This window comes from Thermotalea metallivorans, assembly GCF_001562415.1.
Taxonomy (GTDB): Bacteria; Bacillota; Clostridia; order Peptostreptococcales; family Thermotaleaceae; genus Thermotalea; species Thermotalea metallivorans.
Genome location: NZ_LOEE01000028.1, coordinates 138,463 through 154,557, shown reverse-complemented (window position 1 = coordinate 154,557; position 16,095 = coordinate 138,463). Strand labels below are relative to the sequence as shown.

13 protein-coding genes are annotated in these 16,095 nt (G+C 42.5%); 5 read left to right on the top strand and 8 right to left on the bottom strand.

The features are described 5' to 3' along the window. Positions 1 to 161: 161 nt before the first annotated feature. The 8 genes from glpX (AN619_RS05915) to AN619_RS05880 form a co-directional block, all read right to left on the bottom strand. Positions 162 to 1,130, bottom strand: a complete 969-nt coding sequence (gene glpX / locus AN619_RS05915) for a class II fructose-bisphosphatase (protein ID WP_068555722.1) — start codon at positions 1,128 to 1,130, stop codon at positions 162 to 164. 13 nt (positions 1,131 to 1,143) lie between these two features. Further along, positions 1,144 to 2,139 (bottom strand): class II fructose-bisphosphatase, encoded by a 996-nt coding sequence (gene glpX / locus AN619_RS05910; RefSeq protein WP_068555720.1) that lies wholly within the window; start codon positions 2,137 to 2,139, stop codon positions 1,144 to 1,146. Positions 2,140 to 2,493: 354 nt separating this feature from the next. Next, positions 2,494 to 3,135: a fructose-6-phosphate aldolase gene (fsa, locus tag AN619_RS05905; RefSeq protein ID WP_068555714.1), complete on the bottom strand. Its 642-nt coding sequence runs from the start codon at positions 3,133 to 3,135 to the stop codon at positions 2,494 to 2,496. 28 nt (positions 3,136 to 3,163) lie between these two features. Continuing rightward, on the bottom strand, positions 3,164 to 3,979 hold the full coding sequence (kce, locus tag AN619_RS05900) for a 3-keto-5-aminohexanoate cleavage enzyme (RefSeq protein ID WP_068555712.1): 816 nt from the start codon (positions 3,977 to 3,979) through the stop codon (positions 3,164 to 3,166). A gap of 55 nt (positions 3,980 to 4,034) precedes the next feature. Next, a complete protein-coding gene (kal, locus tag AN619_RS05895; protein ID WP_068555711.1) occupies positions 4,035 to 4,421 on the bottom strand; it encodes a 3-aminobutyryl-CoA ammonia lyase in 387 nt (128 codons plus the stop codon). Between the two features lie 170 nt (positions 4,422 to 4,591). Next, positions 4,592 to 6,493, bottom strand: a complete 1,902-nt coding sequence (locus tag AN619_RS05890) for an S-layer homology domain-containing protein (protein WP_068555708.1) — start codon at positions 6,491 to 6,493, stop codon at positions 4,592 to 4,594. Between the two features lie 161 nt (positions 6,494 to 6,654). After that, positions 6,655 to 7,971, bottom strand: a complete 1,317-nt coding sequence (locus AN619_RS05885) for a TolC family protein (RefSeq protein WP_068555707.1) — start codon at positions 7,969 to 7,971, stop codon at positions 6,655 to 6,657. A gap of 166 nt (positions 7,972 to 8,137) precedes the next feature. Then, on the bottom strand, positions 8,138 to 10,354 hold the full coding sequence (locus AN619_RS05880; RefSeq protein WP_068555705.1) for a stalk domain-containing protein: 2,217 nt from the start codon (positions 10,352 to 10,354) through the stop codon (positions 8,138 to 8,140). Positions 10,355 to 10,996: 642 nt separating this feature from the next. Between AN619_RS05880 and AN619_RS05875 the strand changes: the two genes are divergently transcribed. From AN619_RS05875 to AN619_RS05855, 5 genes are all read left to right on the top strand, one after another. Beyond that, positions 10,997 to 11,899, top strand: a complete 903-nt coding sequence (locus AN619_RS05875) for a decaprenyl-phosphate phosphoribosyltransferase (protein WP_068555702.1) — start codon at positions 10,997 to 10,999, stop codon at positions 11,897 to 11,899. Between the two features lie 133 nt (positions 11,900 to 12,032). After that, positions 12,033 to 12,986, top strand: coding sequence for a lysylphosphatidylglycerol synthase transmembrane domain-containing protein (locus AN619_RS05870; RefSeq protein WP_068555700.1), 954 nt, complete (start codon positions 12,033 to 12,035; stop codon positions 12,984 to 12,986). A 77-nt stretch (positions 12,987 to 13,063) separates the two neighbouring features. Continuing rightward, entirely contained in the window at positions 13,064 to 14,158 is a 1,095-nt protein-coding gene (locus tag AN619_RS05865; protein WP_068555698.1) for a DUF362 domain-containing protein, read from the top strand. A gap of 18 nt (positions 14,159 to 14,176) precedes the next feature. After that, positions 14,177 to 15,379 (top strand): AarF/UbiB family protein, encoded by a 1,203-nt coding sequence (locus tag AN619_RS05860; RefSeq protein ID WP_068555696.1) that lies wholly within the window; start codon positions 14,177 to 14,179, stop codon positions 15,377 to 15,379. A 50-nt stretch (positions 15,380 to 15,429) separates the two neighbouring features. Beyond that, positions 15,430 to 15,783, top strand: coding sequence for a hypothetical protein (locus tag AN619_RS05855; protein WP_068555694.1), 354 nt, complete (start codon positions 15,430 to 15,432; stop codon positions 15,781 to 15,783). Positions 15,784 to 16,095 lie beyond the last annotated feature (312 nt).

Genomic DNA, 16,095 nt, shown 5'->3' with positions numbered 1-16,095 from the left:
AAGTTATAGGTTGAAGGAGAAAGGTTAGCCGTCAGCAGTTAGCGGATGGCAGATAGGGGATAGGAAAATAGATGGCTGGATCTGTCGGCAGCTGCTAACTGGCAACTGGTGACTGGTGACTGGCAACCGGCAACTGTCAGCCAGCGGTCAGCAGCCAGCGTCTATTTGGCATATGCCGGTTTTTTGTCCAATCGATGAATGGCTTCAATAAATCGGATGGTTCCTGTTTCAGCCCGCATGACAACAGAATGGGTTTTTGCCATATTGTTTCCATAATAGGTTACCCCTTTCAGCAGGTCCCCGTCAGAGATTCCTGTGGCTGCAAAGAATACCTCGTTCCCCTTTACCAAATCATCCAATAGGAATACTTTATGGACATCTACACCCATCTTTGCACATCTTTCCCTTTCTTCATCGGTATAAGGCACCAATCTGCCTTGGAATTCTCCGCCTAAACATTTCAGGGCCGCAGCAGCAATCACGCCCTCCGGCGCACCGCCGATGCCCAGCATGATATCAATTCCCGTATGATCAAAACAAGTGGCAATGGCTGCCCCCACATCCCCGTCCTTAAACAGCTTGATCCTCGCCCCTACTTTTCTGCATTCTTTGATAATGCCCTCATGTCTTTCCCGATCCAGCATTGTAACCGTCAGGTCCGTTATATTTTTATTCAATGCCTTGGCAACCCGGAGCAGATTTTCCTGCACCGGTGCATTTAAATCGATTACACCCTTGGCTTTTGGCCCCACGGCAATTTTATCCATATACATATCCGGTGCATGGAGCAAGGCGCCTCTGGGAGCAATAGCCACAACAGAGATGGCATTGGGCAACCCTTTCGCCACGGAGTTGGTTCCGTCCAAGGGGTCTACCGCAATATCCACCTGGGGTGCTCCTTCCGAAGCAGTTCCGATTCTCTCGCCGATATACAGCATGGGCGCCTCATCCATCTCCCCTTCACCAATCACCACAACACCATCGATGTTGAGAGTATCAAACATATTTCGCATGCCGTCCACCGCTGCCTGATCAGCAATATGCTTATCGCCCCGGCCCATGTGCTTGGCTGCACCCAAGGCCGCTGCCTCCGTTACCCGGGCGAGATTCAAGGCTAAATTCCTATCCATGAAAAAAACCCCCTTATTTGTGCTTTTTCATCATCTCAATCAAGGTTTCATTTTTATCCAACCGGTGAATGGCATCCACAAAACGAATCGTTCCCGTTTTAGACCGCATGACAATGGAATGGGTTGCCGCCCGATTGCCTTCCAAATAGGTTACACCCTTTAATAAATCTCCATCGGACACACCAGTGGCAGCAAAGAATACATCCTCAGACTTTACCAGATCGTCCAGCGTCAAGATCCGATCGATATCCTCCTTTGTCCAGCCCAGTTTATAGCATCGCTCCAATTCCTCGTCAGAGAAGGGATGGAGTTTTCCTTGCATTTCCCCTCCCAGACACTTTAAAGCCGTAGCCGCAATCACACCCTCCGGTGCTCCACCGATACCCATAAAAATGTCCACGCCGGTATTTTCAAAGCAGGTAGCAATGGCAGCAGCCACATCCCCGTCGCCGAAAAGCTTAATTCTGCATCCCACCCTGCGGATTTCTTGTATCATTTCAAAGTGTCTGGGACGATCCTGCACAATGACAGTCAAATCATAAATGTCCTTATCTAGGGCCTTTGCTACCGCCTTTAGGTTTTGTTCTACGGGGGCATCGATCCGGATGCATCCCTTGGCCTTCGGTCCTACGGCGATTTTTTTCATGTATGTATCCGGTGCATGCAACAGGGTTCCCCTGGGAGCCATGGCCACAACGGAAATGGCATTGGGCAATCCCTTTGCAATCAGTGTTGTTCCGTCCAAGGGGTCTACGGCAATATCTACTTCCCGGTCTCCCGGCAAACAGGTGCCCACCCCTTCTCCGATATACAACATGGGTGCTTCATCCAGCTCTCCTTCTCCGATCACCACCGTTCCCCGCACGGATACATGGGAAAAGGCCTTTCGCATACCGTCAACGGCCGCCTGGTCCGCAGCATTTTTATCTCCCCGGCCCATATATCTTGCCGAAGCCAATGCGGCAGTCTCCGTCACCCTTACAAGCTCTAAAGCCAAGTTTCTATCCATGATAAAACTCCTTCCGAAATCTAAATTCCTTATATGATATCATATTCATTATACCCTATTTTTTATCTTTATACTATAGTTAGCCGTTAGCAGTTTGCGGTTAGCCGTTAAAGCCATTGGCTGCCAGTTGTCAGTTACCAGCTACCAGCCGACGGCCGACGGCCATGAGCTATTAGCTATTGACTATCAGCCATTCATGATGCTGCTGACAGTGGGTGACTGATAACTGGTGACTGACATCTGGTGACTGACAAAAAAAGAGAAGCCGATGGTTCCAACTTCTCTGAGTTTCTATGATGAATACTTTTTCATTCTTTTTCCGGCCGATTCCATAACAGTTGTCCTATGCCGTCTCTACTTCCGGTTGTTCCAATCCTGCATGAATTTTTCGATGCCTTGCTCTGTCATGGGGTGAACCAGCATCTTCTTCCATACATCATAGGGTATGGTGGCAATATGGGCCCCTGCCAAAGCTGCCTCCGTCACATGGATGGGATGACGGATGCTGGCTGCAATAATCTCCGTGTCGATGCCATGGATATCAAAGATATGGGCAATGTCCCGGATCAAATCCATACCGGCATTGCCGATGTCATCCATCCTGCCCACAAAGGGACTTACGTAAGCGGCCCCTGCCCTGGCTGCCAGCAGCGCTTGATTTGCAGAAAAAACTAAGGTCACGTTGGTACGGATACCACGCTCCTTCAATCCCTTTACAGCCTTTAGGCCTTCCGCCGTCATGGGAATTTTGATGACAATATTGGGATGGATCTTTGATAATGCCGTTCCTTCTTGAATCATACCTTCTGCTTCCGTACTTAAAACCTCCGCACTGATGGGTCCGTCTACCATGGCTGTGATTTCCCTCAATACCTCAAGAAAATCCCTGCCTTCCTTCGCTACCAAGCTGGGGTTGGTCGTAACACCGGCTAGTACTCCCCAATCGTTGATCTCTGCAATTTCCCTTATATTGGCTGTATCGATAAATAATTTCATGCCCTTCTCCCTCCCTTTTAACCAGCAACTATCTTCGGATTCCTAAAATCTCCCTTGCTTCATCGGGGGTAGCCACTTCCCTTCCTAGCTCTTTGGAAATTCTGACGATTCTCTCCACCAGTTGGGCGTTGGACTCGGCCAATACACCTTTGTGATAGTAAATATTATCTTCAAATCCTACCCGCACATGACCTCCCAGAATAATTGCCATGACAGCCAATGGGGTTTCTGCCCGTCCGATGCCTGCCACCGTCCATGTAGAACCTGGGGGAATGCTTCGCACCATATGCATCAAATCCTCGGGTGTTCCCGGGCATGCTCCCGGCACACCAAGGACAAAGTCAAAATGTACGGGCGTATCCAGTAACCCCTTTTTTACCAGTCTTAATGCATTTTCAATCATGCCTCTTTCAAAGACCTCGATTTCAGGCTTCACGCCAAGCTCCTTCATCCTCTTTGCAAACTTCTCTATATACTCTTCCGAATTCATAAATACATCCGATCCAAAGTTGCAAGTACCACAGCTCAGGGTTGCCATTTCCGGCCTTAATTCCACGGGCTGCAGCCGCTCCTCCGGGGTATGCCAGGTAGCACCTCCCGTGGAAGGTTGAACGATGATGTTGCACTTTGCCTCGATTTTTTCCTTGATTTCCTTATATACTTCATAGGATTGGGTAGGATTTCCTTCCTTATCCCTTGCATGGACATGGACAATGGACGCTCCCGCCTGATAGCATGCATAGGCAGCTTCGGCAATTTCATCGGGCGTCACCGGCAGATTGGGCTGCTGGGATTTGGTTACCTCTGCACCCGTCAATGCCGCTGTGATGATTAACTTTTGCATTTTTTATTCCCCCTGACACAATACAAAATCTTTTGGATTCTCTTCACCCTTTTTCCTATTTTCTTCTCTGCTTATCCTTGGGTACTACACAGGTGCCCTCTGCCCTGCATACCACAATGGGCTCTTCCAGCACATCGCAGGCAGATTCATTGATGTCTGGCCTCGGTGCAATGACCTTTCTTGCCTCAAAGACCATTTTTCTTGAAGTATTTCCTACGCTTACGATTTCTCCTACGGCTTCTATGTAATCCCCTGCATACACAGGTGCTTTAAATTCCACCTTGTCATAGCCGGCAAATAAACCTTCGTCCCCGTCATGGCGGATCAGCAGCTCCGTGGCCACATCGCCAAAAATTTGGAGCATTTTGGCTCCGTCTACAAGATTGCCGCCGTAGTGGGCGTCATGCATGCTCATTCTTACGCGGATCATTGCTTTTTCCATACCTATTCCTCCATTTTTGCGATTATCAAAGATAAACTGTCATTGTAAAATTTTAGTTTTAACCAACAATTTAACATTCTACATAAACTCTCTTTTTCCTTCTGAGAGTTTTTAAAACAAAATCAAGTACAGAAAAAGGCTGTGGCATTTTACCACAGTCTCCACATTAATCAGTCAATAAGCAATATTTTTTCTGCCACAAATGTATCATCTAGTTCTTCCCCAATGACAATAATTTGATCATTCACCTTTAAAGCTCCGACTCCAATAGCGGTTTGCGCCCTTGTGGATGTAATCTTTGTGTCATAATTATATACAATTGATTTTCTCTCCGCCGTATTTGTAGTCGGATTGTAATAAAGTATTTTGATAGTTTTTGAACTTGTGTGAATACTGCTGATAATTCCACTGATTTGCTTTTTCTTCAAATCATCCCTCGCTTCTATTTCAATAACTTCTTCGTTTTCAAGCTCTAATTCTACCAGTTGATCTACGCGCAGGTCATATAATGATTTAGATGAATTATTAATGGTAACAGATACATTATTGCCAACGGTAAATGTTTTTTCCTCTGAATTCACAAGTACTTTTAAAATACTTGATGGTTTTGCCATCGTTAGAGAAATAATCTTTCCTGTTACTTTACTAAATACGCTATTGGCTTTAATTTCAATCACTTTGTCATATTCAGTAGTGATTGTCACAGCATCAAGCCTCTTAAGATCCTTTAACCACCGGGTATAGCCGTTTTTCGTTACTTTTGCATTTTGGTCTATTGGAAATTCCTTCACTTCGTTATTTATCTTCATCTTCAAAACAGGGTTTTCCATAGAACTAATTTCAGATTCCAATATACCTTGATAAGTTTTTATTTTTGAAACAGCAGCTATAGATAAAATATCTTGTCCATCCACCTGTAACTTTAATATATCGCCTAATTTCAGTTGATCCAGGCTGGCAGGCAACCCATTTAACTCTACTTTGGTAGTACCTGTAGCTTTTAGCGATTTCACTGCATTCGTTGTTTTTTCCCTAACTACAACCAAAGTAAATCCTGTATTCGGTACAACTGCATTCAGAGTTGCTTCCATATTGGGAACAAAACTTTTTATGTTTATCTTCGCTAATTTGGTACCTTCCTTTAAAGTTAACATTACTTCCTGATTGACTTGCAAAGCGCTGAATGTACCTTTATTCCCATTTAAGCTTATTTCAATATCATCATTTATTTGAAATAATTCTGTTTTTCCATTTGTAAGCTTGACCAGTATTGTTTTGGTACTGCTGTCTATATAGGTAATGCTTCCATCCTTTATTTCATCCTTGGGAGTCACTACGACAGAACCTGGATTAGGATCAGGAATCGGAGCGATATTTCCAGTATTATCATTTTTGCTAATGAAATCATAAGCCTTTGCAATCATTGTACAAATTTCTGCACGGGAAATTGCATTGTTAGGATTGAAACGGCCCATATAGTCTCCATTTTTATTAATGATTCCTTTTTCTATCAAATAAGCTACATATTTACCTGCTGCGTGGGGAATAAAATCAGCATCGGTAAAAGGAAGCACTACTATACTGCCGTTTGCTATATCACTTTCGGCTATTGCCTTGGCCAGAAAAACCGCAACATCCAATCTTCGTGCATTAACATTTTTGCCTTCTTTAAAAAATACTTTTAATTCATCTTCATGGACAATGCTTTTCTCTAACGCATAGGCAATTGCAGGTTCCGCCCATAATGCATAGGTATGGATTCCTGTACTTTCAAGGGTCTTTTTATGTTTATCCACAAGATCCGTTGCATTTTTCGTCTTACCGGCTTTGTTTAGCATCTGATAAATCATAGAAATTGAAGCTGTCTTACTTACAGGATCATTAGGACGAAAGGTTGCATCATCGAAACCTTTAACGATTCCTAATACAGTCAATTTTTCTATAAAATCCTTTGCCCAATGATCGGTATTGACATCTGTAAAATATTGAGTGCCGTAAGCGACAAAGCTGTTTGCAAATATGAAAAAACATAAAAATACAGATATGACAATTTTTCTTTTCATTTTACTCATGATCCTTTTCACTCCCCCATATACTATTCTTTATTAAATTCATTCGACACAAAACCGTTAAATCCTTTATCATTCTCTTTGATTGTCGGCCGCTTCATATTACATTTCCGTTACAAGCCCAAGAAAAAGAAAAAAAGAGCCAAATTCCTGACTCTTTCATTTTATTCACGTTCCACTCCTAAACTTATAATAACCCCTTGGCTCGCCATTTCATAAGCAGCCAGTGATTTCATATATTCATATTCTGCCTGCTGCAATGCGATTTGCTTCAATTCATAATCCGTTTGTTTTGACTCATGTTCCAGTTTGCTAGACATTCCTACTTCATATTTTAGCTTTTCTATCTCATACGCTTTTCTGGCCAAATTCATATCCTTCATTGCCAAATCAAGCTTTTGTTTTTTTACCAATAAATCATTATATGCAGTTTTATAACTTAACTCCGTCTTGATCATTTTCTCCTCTAATTTAAGCTGTGCATCTTTAAGATCAAGCTTTGGACTATCCAGAGCCGCTGCCCCTTTTGGATATCGATCTTTCATATTCTCAATATATCCTTCCCTGCGGCTTACCTCACTCTTAGCGTTTCTTATCTCAACGCCGTTTTCTAAAGCTCGTTTTAATCCTTCTTCATAATTTGGCAACAGAAAATTTTCCAGCTTAAAGTCTTCTAACACAATCGCTTCATGCAAAGGGTACCCGATAAATTTTTTAAAATTGGCATAACTGTTCTCTTTTTGAATTTTGGCCTGTTCTAATGTATTTTTTAATTGATTTACGGTAAAGAAAATATTTTCAAGAGCTATATTGCTGGATAATCCTAAGTTATTTTTTATCCTTTCCAGCTTTAATACTTTTTCCATATTCAATATATTTTTCTCCAAACTTTTTATTTGCTTTTCCAGACTAAGCAAACTGATGTACTGCATTTCCACATTATATGCAAGCAGCAAATCCTGCACTTCCTCACTATCCTGTAATGCTTTTTGACTAATGCGAATAGATTCTAAAGAGTCCAGCAATGGATTGCTTTGATCTCCGATAACTGCGGAGCTTAATCCAGAAAGCTGAGATTCTATTGTAAGCAGTTGAGTTTGCAAAGCTGATTTTTGTGCCTTTTCCAAATCGGATAAAGGCGGATTATTCATTTCCTTATCAATTAAGATAGCTAGTTCTGCCAAAACCTGTCTTCTTTGTTCATCTAATGCTGCTGCTGCACCTTTGGCTCGCGTCTGTCCATAGGATGCATTATTCAGATTTGTATATATTCCGTCTTCCTGAAGAGACAATTTATCTTTCTGCAAGCTCATCTGGCTTTTATTAAATTTATTTTGAAGGGCCATTTTTTTCGCTTCTTGCAAAGATAGTTTTTGCACAGTTTGATTGGAGTCAGCTCCATAGCTGAAACTTGTAAAGAAAAATATGGATGTCAGCGCCAATATGCCTATTCTCTTAATCGTATTTTTATGTATCTTCATTACCTTCACCCTTTCTGACTCATTGGTCAATTATTATTATATACTACTTTCCCTTTTGATTCAAGCATACTACATTAATTATACGTTGTAACTGCCTAAGAAGTCTGCTTCTGCCAAAATAAAAAACGATGGGAAAATTCCCATCGTTTTTTATTTTGTTTATTTATTATTTTTGCTCGAAGCTTACCCAAGCAACCCCTGTGTTGTCAGCATTCATACCATAGTTAACAGTTGCACCCATAGCCTCAGCTAAAGCTCTGAATGGTAATACTGTTCTGCCGGACTCAATGAATGGAGCAACATCAGATGTCACTGTTGTAGACTTACCATCTTTTACTACTGTAATTGTTGTAGAGCCGATAGTCATCGTTACTGTCATGTCAGGTCTTGTTAATGTTACTGTTTCAGTTAAACCTTGAGCATTTTGCGTGAAGCTTACTTCTGCTCCTAAAGATTCAGCGATAAATCTTACTGGAACGAAAGTTCTTCCATCTCTGATGAATGGAGCCACGTCCATAGTTGCAACAGCGCCATCTTTCACAGCCACTGTTTGACCAATTGTTAATACTAATGACTTAGCACCAATCACTGGTTTAACAACTGGCTTATCGCCAAATTTCACTGTAACAGCTGCTGTATATGTTCTTACAACCTGGTTGCCAGCATCAAGCTCATCAATTATAAGTTGCAACTCAACATTTCCAGCTTTTGTAGAAGTTACCTCTACACCTGCTTTACCGTATGCTTTTAAGTCATCTGAGAAATCTGCTGCTTCTTCAGCAGAAACTATTGCTCCTTCAGGTTTTGAAATAACTACCGCTTTGTTCAACTTGAATGTTGTGTTTGAACCCTGTCCAACAGCAACAACATTGCCTTTTTCATCAAGCATTTTTACTTCAATTCTTGCAGTTTCTCCTACAAGTGTGTTTTCAGGTGCTGTAGCTGTTGTTCCTGAAATTCTTCCGCCTAATTTAATCGTATACGTTGCTCTCAAATTGTTGCTAGTATCAATAGCAGTGATTACTACTTCTTTGCCAATATCATCTTTGTCGTTAGTTGCTACATTTAGAATACCATTAGAGTCAACACTAATTAAATTTGGATTGGATGAAACAAAAGTTACATCTGAAGCTGACAGTGATTTTTTTACATTATTGGCATCATAACTGTCAACTGTTGGGTCACCAGATTTAGCATTCAGCACTAATGGCAATGTTGTTTCATCATAGGATAACTCAATCTTAACAATATCTCCTTGCTTTTTAGCTGTGAAATTTACATCAGCATACTTCCCATTAGGTAATTTTACTCTGATTTTGTAAGCCCCTTCATGCTTAATTTCAGAAGTAGTAATTTTTAAGTGCCCATCACTGTATTTTCCTAATGTTAGGGTAATTGCTGAGTTGTCTGGTTCGTCAACAACTTCTGTTTCAATGTCATACTGGTTGTTTTGTGCATCTAATACTTTGCTTGCTCCATTGTTTACGCTAGCTACTTTAAACATGTTGCCGTTTACATCAACAAGTTTAAACTTAAATGATTTTGTTGAATTCTTTGCAACTACCTGGCCATCAGTAGATACTCTTTCTACATTGTATAATCCTGCAGATTTAAAAGTTACATTAACTGAAGCTGTTTTATTTCCTGATTTGCCTTCGATCGTGAAAGTTCCAGGTTTTGTTGAATAGACTTTAAATGTAGCTTTGCCTGCACTGTTTGTAGTTTTTTCAGTTGCATTGAAAGTTACAGCTGAGCTGCTTGCTGAAACCTTGATTGTTTCTCCTGAAATTGGTGCACCGCCACTTGTTTTAGCTGTGAAAGTAACTTCGAAATAGTCTAGGCCGTTGGCACTTGGATTGCTTGGAGAAGTAGCTGTAACCGTTGCAGTCATTCCGCCAATGGAATCAGCCGTAAATGTAATATCTTTTGTTCCAATTAATCCTACAGTGTTTTCATTAACATTTTTATCCCCGTTTAGGTATCCAACCATGTCGCCTGGGAGAGTACCAAAGCCAATCTTTGCAGTTCCGGCTACAGAGGATTTTACCTTAATTGTAACTTTTCCGTCATTATTAGCTGTGGCATAATATAATCCTCCACCTGCTGACGGTAATGAATTTCCATTATTGTCAGTGAATATATCGGTGTCTGTTCCTGTAAATCTCTTAGAAGCAACATATACCGCTTCGCCAACAGCTGGATTGTTGCTGCTGTCAAATAAATACAATGTGAATTTTGCTACTGACTCTCCGTCTGCTACCACACTAGTTTTGTCTACATCTAAAGTAGAAGCAAATCTGTTAGCAGGTGCAGCGAACGCTGTCATTGGCACTAATGATAAAATCATCACAAGAGCCAATAATAAAGATAATTTTCTCTTCACTTAAAAACCCTCCTTTAAAATTTTATAAATGTGTTTTTTGGGGGCTATGCCCCATGTGTGAAATGAATGCCTTATCTTTAGCCTTCCTCTGTCCCGCTCATTTCCGGTGCACCTATGAACAAGACTTCGTCCAGCTTCCGATAAACCTTTTAAGTATAAGGGCTTTTTCATTGCCCTTTGAAAGCACACTAATGAACCTAGCCGATAAACTATGTAATATGCTTTCAAAGAACAATGCTTTACAGGCTACATCCATCATTATACCAATAGTTCTGTTCCTTCGTCAATACAACCTTGCAAGTTGTAATAGAAGTGTAACATTCCCTTTGCCGCAGTTTTATCTGGATTATATCCTTACCCTTACAGTAATTATACATAATCCCTGTACAAAATTCCATTACAGTTCTATTACAAATCTTTACATCTCTATGACATGTCCTGCTGTTCTTAATGTATATTCGACGGGGGCGTAACAATTCCTGCCATATATAAAAAATATTTTGAATATAGCTGACAGTTGCCAGTTACCAGTTGTCTGTTGACGGTGGGGTTCTAACCCCCTAACCATTTCCTATTTATTTGAAAAGGGAAACATGTTATGATGATAAGGGAATCAGTACTGATGAGAAAGAGGTATGAACCATGGCAGAAGATAGAGTTGTGCTAAATCAGAAAAACAAGATCAGTTCTCTGGCAGGGCTTATCAAAACCATGCGGCCCAAGCAGTGGACCAAAAATTTGCTGCTCTTTGCCGGGCTGATATTTTCCAATAATTTATTCAATTATCGGCTGATACTGATGACCATGGCGGGATTTTTTCTGTTTTGCATGTTTTCAGGCTGTGTCTATATCATCAATGATGTCATCGATTTAGAAAAGGACCGGATGCATCCGAAAAAATCAAGGCGTCCCATTGCATCGGGGCAGGTTTCTGTTCGATCGGCCCTTCTGTTTTTCCTATTAATATTTATTGTTTCGTCCATGGCCGCCTTCCGGTTGGACGCTTTATTCGGCTGCCTTGGACTGGGCTATTTCATCCTGATGCTTCTGTACTCCTTTCAACTGAAGCATATGGTACTCCTGGATGTGATGACCATTGCCGCCGGTTTTGTCATCCGAGCTGTGGCAGGGGCCCTGCTGATTGGGGTAAAGATTTCCCCTTGGCTCCTTTTATGCACTGTCCTTTTGTCTATGTTTTTGGCCCTTCATAAGCGCAAGAGTGAAATGAAGCTTGTGGCCAACGGTCAGAAAATGACAAGAAAAATATTGGAGGATTATACGCCGGAGCTGATTGACGACATGCTCCATATTGTCACTTCCTCCACGGTGATGGCCTATTCCCTCTATACCTTTACGAGCAATCATTCCATCTACATGATGGGCACCATTCCCTTTGTGATTTACGGTATTTTCCGATATCAATACATCGTCCATACCAAGGATATGGGGGAAAATCCTGAACTAATACTACTAAATGATAAGCCCTTAATTATTGATATTTTGTTGTGGGTGATCAGCTGTATCGGAATATTGTACTTTCTATAAAAGTTAGCCGTTAGCGGTTAGCGGTTAGCGGATGGCGGATAGCTAATGGCAAATAGGGGATGGGAAAATAGGTGATTGGGTCTGCTGGCGACTGCCAGCCGACAACAAGTTTCCATGAATGGGAGATGATCCTTTGGATTTTCGTCATTTTAAGAAAAAGCTGTTTCTTTCCCTCATCGTAGGCATGATGGTTTTTGCAGGTCTATCGATGTATTCGGATTTCAATCATTTGATCGGTGTTTTTGTCCATTTCAACTATCGCTATCTGCCTGTCATTCTTCTTTTGGCACCCATGAATTATGTATTGCGCTATATAAAATGGACCTATTATCTGAATTTGATTGATGCCCGGGTACCCTCAAAGGATCGCTTTCTGATCTTTATCAGCGGGCTCTGCATGACGGTGACCCCGGGCAAAATCGGGGAACTGCTAAAATCTTATCTGCTAAAAGAGAGGGCCGGCATTCCCATCAGCAGTACTGCTCCTTTGGTCATGGGGGAGCGCTTTACCGACGGCATCAGCATGCTGCTGCTGGCCGGCATTGGAGCCCTATCCTATGATTATGGCAGAAAAGTCTTGGGGATTGTGCTTTTGGCTATGGTGGCCTTTATCGTCTTTGTACAATCTCCTCCCCTGGTTCATTCTGTTTTGAATCTGTTGAAAAGGATCAAGGGGATAGCCCCTTTCGGTGCTGCCATTGAAAATTTTTATGAAAAAATCTATATGCTTTTGCGTTGGCGGCCACTGCTTTTTGCCATGGTCATTGGCGTCGTATCCTGGTTTTTTGAAGGTCTTGTCATTTACTTTACAGTGAAGGCCATGGGTATGGATTTCCCTCTGCTGGCCTCTATCTTTACCGTATCCTTTTCCTCCATCATCGGAGCCCTATCGATGATGCCGGGAGGGTTATTTGCCGCCGAGGGCAGCATCCTGGGCCTTTTGATGATGATGAAGCTCCCCAGGGAAATGGCGGTGGCCGCCACCATGATTACCCGATTCTCTACCCTGTGGTTGGGGGTGCTGATCGGTATTTTGGGATTATTGGCGGTACAGGGAACCCTATGGAAAGCTGAGGAAATCCGTTAGCTGGCAACTGGTGGCGGGCAGTCGTCAAAGGGCAGCCCACAGCGATAACCCCCTAAGGATAAAAAGAGGTGAGTTGAATGAAGAAGAAAGCAAAAGTCGTGGTGCTGAAAACCAGACCGGAAACAGTGCTTAAGGATTATGTCCGCCTGATGGAGATGGCCGATTTTCAGCAATATCTTCCTAAAGAGAGAGTGACGATTTTAAAAGACAATATCAGTTGGCATTTTCCTTACTTGAGCGCCAATACAACGCCCTGGCAGTTGGAGGGCGTCATCCTGGGACTGCAAAGGCACGGTTATGACAAAATCACCTGCGTACAAAATAATACAGTGGTAACGGACCCTTTCAAAGGGGAAAAGTTAAACAAGTATGTGCCTATATTCCAGAAATATCATATTCCTACCTTGTTTAATTTCCGGGAAGAAGATATGCGGTGGATTGAATATCAGCCGAAGGCAGAGATGCTGGCCCTGGACCAGATTTTCAAAGAGGGCATCCGCATACCGGACTATTTTATAGGAAAAAATATACTCCATCTTCCTACCATGAAATGCCATATCTATACCACCACCACAGGGGCCATGAAGAATGCCTTTGGAGGCCTGTTGAATTCGAAAAGACATTATACCCACAGTGTCATTCATGAAACCCTCGTGGATCTCTTGGCCATTCAGCAGGAAATCCATACGGGCATTTTCGCCGTTATGGACGGCACCGTAGCCGGAAACGGACCGGGACCCAGGACCATGCTGCCCATCGAAAAGGATTTTATTCTGGCCAGCAACGATCAGGTGGCCATTGATGCAGTGGCAGCAAAAATGATGGGTTTTGACCCCTATAGGGAATTAAAATATATTCAACTGGCCCATGACCGGGGATTGGGTGTAGGGAAGATAGAGGATATCGAAATTCTGGGAGAAGATATTGAGAAGGAAAGCTGGGGCTTTACCGTGGGGGACAATCTTGCCTCGAAGGTTGGAGATTTCCTATGGTTTGGGCCTTTGAAGCGGATCCAGGATATTTTCTTCAAGACGCCCCTGGTCAATATCTTTATCTTTGGTTCTTTCTTCTATCATGACTATATCTGGTGGCCCGACAAAGGGAAAAAACGCATGGCCAAGCTGAGAAAAGAAAGCAAGTGGGCCCAGTTGTTCGATCAGTATGAAGGGTGATGGGGAAAGGTGTTCCAGATGAGTCTAAAGAGAAAATATTTATTGTCGAAATTTTTGTTTCATATGATGAAAGAGCATATCACGGATCAGGAAAAGCTCTTTCAAATCCTTGGGGACATGAAGGGCATCCCCCAGAAATACGGGCAGTTTTTGTACTTGAACGATCGAAGGAAGTTTTCCTCCTTTGAAAACCTGCTGGACGAGGGGGTTGCCCATCAGGAAAAGCGCCTTTTACAGCGGGCCTTGAAGCTGACCGGCGGCAAAATCGACCTCATGGAGCAGCCTATGGCCTCGGCTTCCATCGGTCAAATTTATGGGGGAAAACTGGGGGATGACGATGTCATCGTAAAGATACAGTATCCCCACATTAAGAAGGCTCTCTGGCATGACTGGAAATTTGTCAAAGGGGTGGTATCCTTTGCCTTCCGGCTGTTTCGTTTTCCACCGGAGAGCAAGGACCTGCTGCTTCGCTACCTGGAGGCCTTTGAAGAAACCATCGAAAAGGAAACCGATTATACATTGGAGGCAGATTTCCTGGAAAAGTTTCAAAAGATTTTTCAAAACCATGAACAAATCTATATTCCCAAGGTCTACCCCCAATTTACCCGAAAAGAGCTTATCGTAGAAGAAAGATGCAAAGGTTTGCCCCTAAAGGCGTTCCTTCGGACGGCTGGTGAGGAAGAAAAACGGGAGATTCTCCATATCTTGGCCTCCTTTTATTTTGAATCTTTGTTCCAACACCAAATACTCCATGGGGACCCTCACAGCGCCAATTTTTTCGTGGAAAAAAAAGAAGGCCGCCTTGTGCTCCAAGTAATTGATTACGGATGTGTAAAGGAATACCCGGCTTCTTTTGTGGAAAATCTGCGGGAGGTAATTCTCAGTCTCCAAAAGGGGGATCATGAAAATGTTCCCCGCCTGTTGACAGGTTTAGGTTTTCGAGAAGAAGAAATCTTAAGCTACGGAAAGGCCCTGGTTCCCATACTGAAGGTCATCTTTGAGCCCTTCCTGGGAGAAGGAGATTTTGATTTCCGTTACTGGCGGCTGGCCTATAAGCTCAATACCATCATGGGCTCCAAGGTATTCCACAAGACCCTGTCCCTGCCGGAGGATCTGCTGATCCTCTTTCGGGTGTTTCACGGCTTTGTCTCCCATATGGGTTATCTGGCGAATCCATCCTTTGCCCTGTATCCGTATCTTTTAAGAAGCAAACATTCTTGAAAGTTTTCAGAAAATGATATAGAATGATATGGAAAAGAGGAGGTGAAAAAATGGAAAGGATGGAATCCCTTCTGCAGGAAATATTAAAAAACCAGCTGGAAATGAAGCAGGATATAGTCAATATGAAGCAAGATATGGCCAATATGAAGCAGGATATGGCCAATATGAAGCAGGATATAGCCTATTTGAAGCAGGATATGGCCTATCTGAAAGAGGATATGATCTCCGTAAAGCAAAATATGGCAAGATTGGAGCAGAATCTTGAGCAGACCCGCCTTGAGCTGAAACAAGAAATACAGAATGTATTCGAGGAAGTCAAGGCTGTCAAAGAAAGACTCCAGACCGTTGAAATCGTTACAGCCAGCAACTGGAAAGACCTTCTCCACTTAAAGGCCATTCGCTAAGATTTTTTTGCCATAATAGAAAAAATTATATATCACTGAATTCATAGAAGTGATAGTCCGTGTATGATGATGACTACCACTTTTTTTGTGGGAAAATCCTCGGGATTTGATTTTCCCAAATAACAAAGTCTTCCGTTGGAAGACTTCTAGCTTGTAGACAAACCCTTGAGATTTGGCTTCCTGCTCAGACCTGCGCCGCTTTTCTAAATAAAAAAATAAGGAAAAAAGTGGCTTGCTGATTCGCGACGAAGCCTAAATCTCAAGGATTCTTACTTATCCCATTACTTTTTCTACAGACTGAAAGTCTTCCGT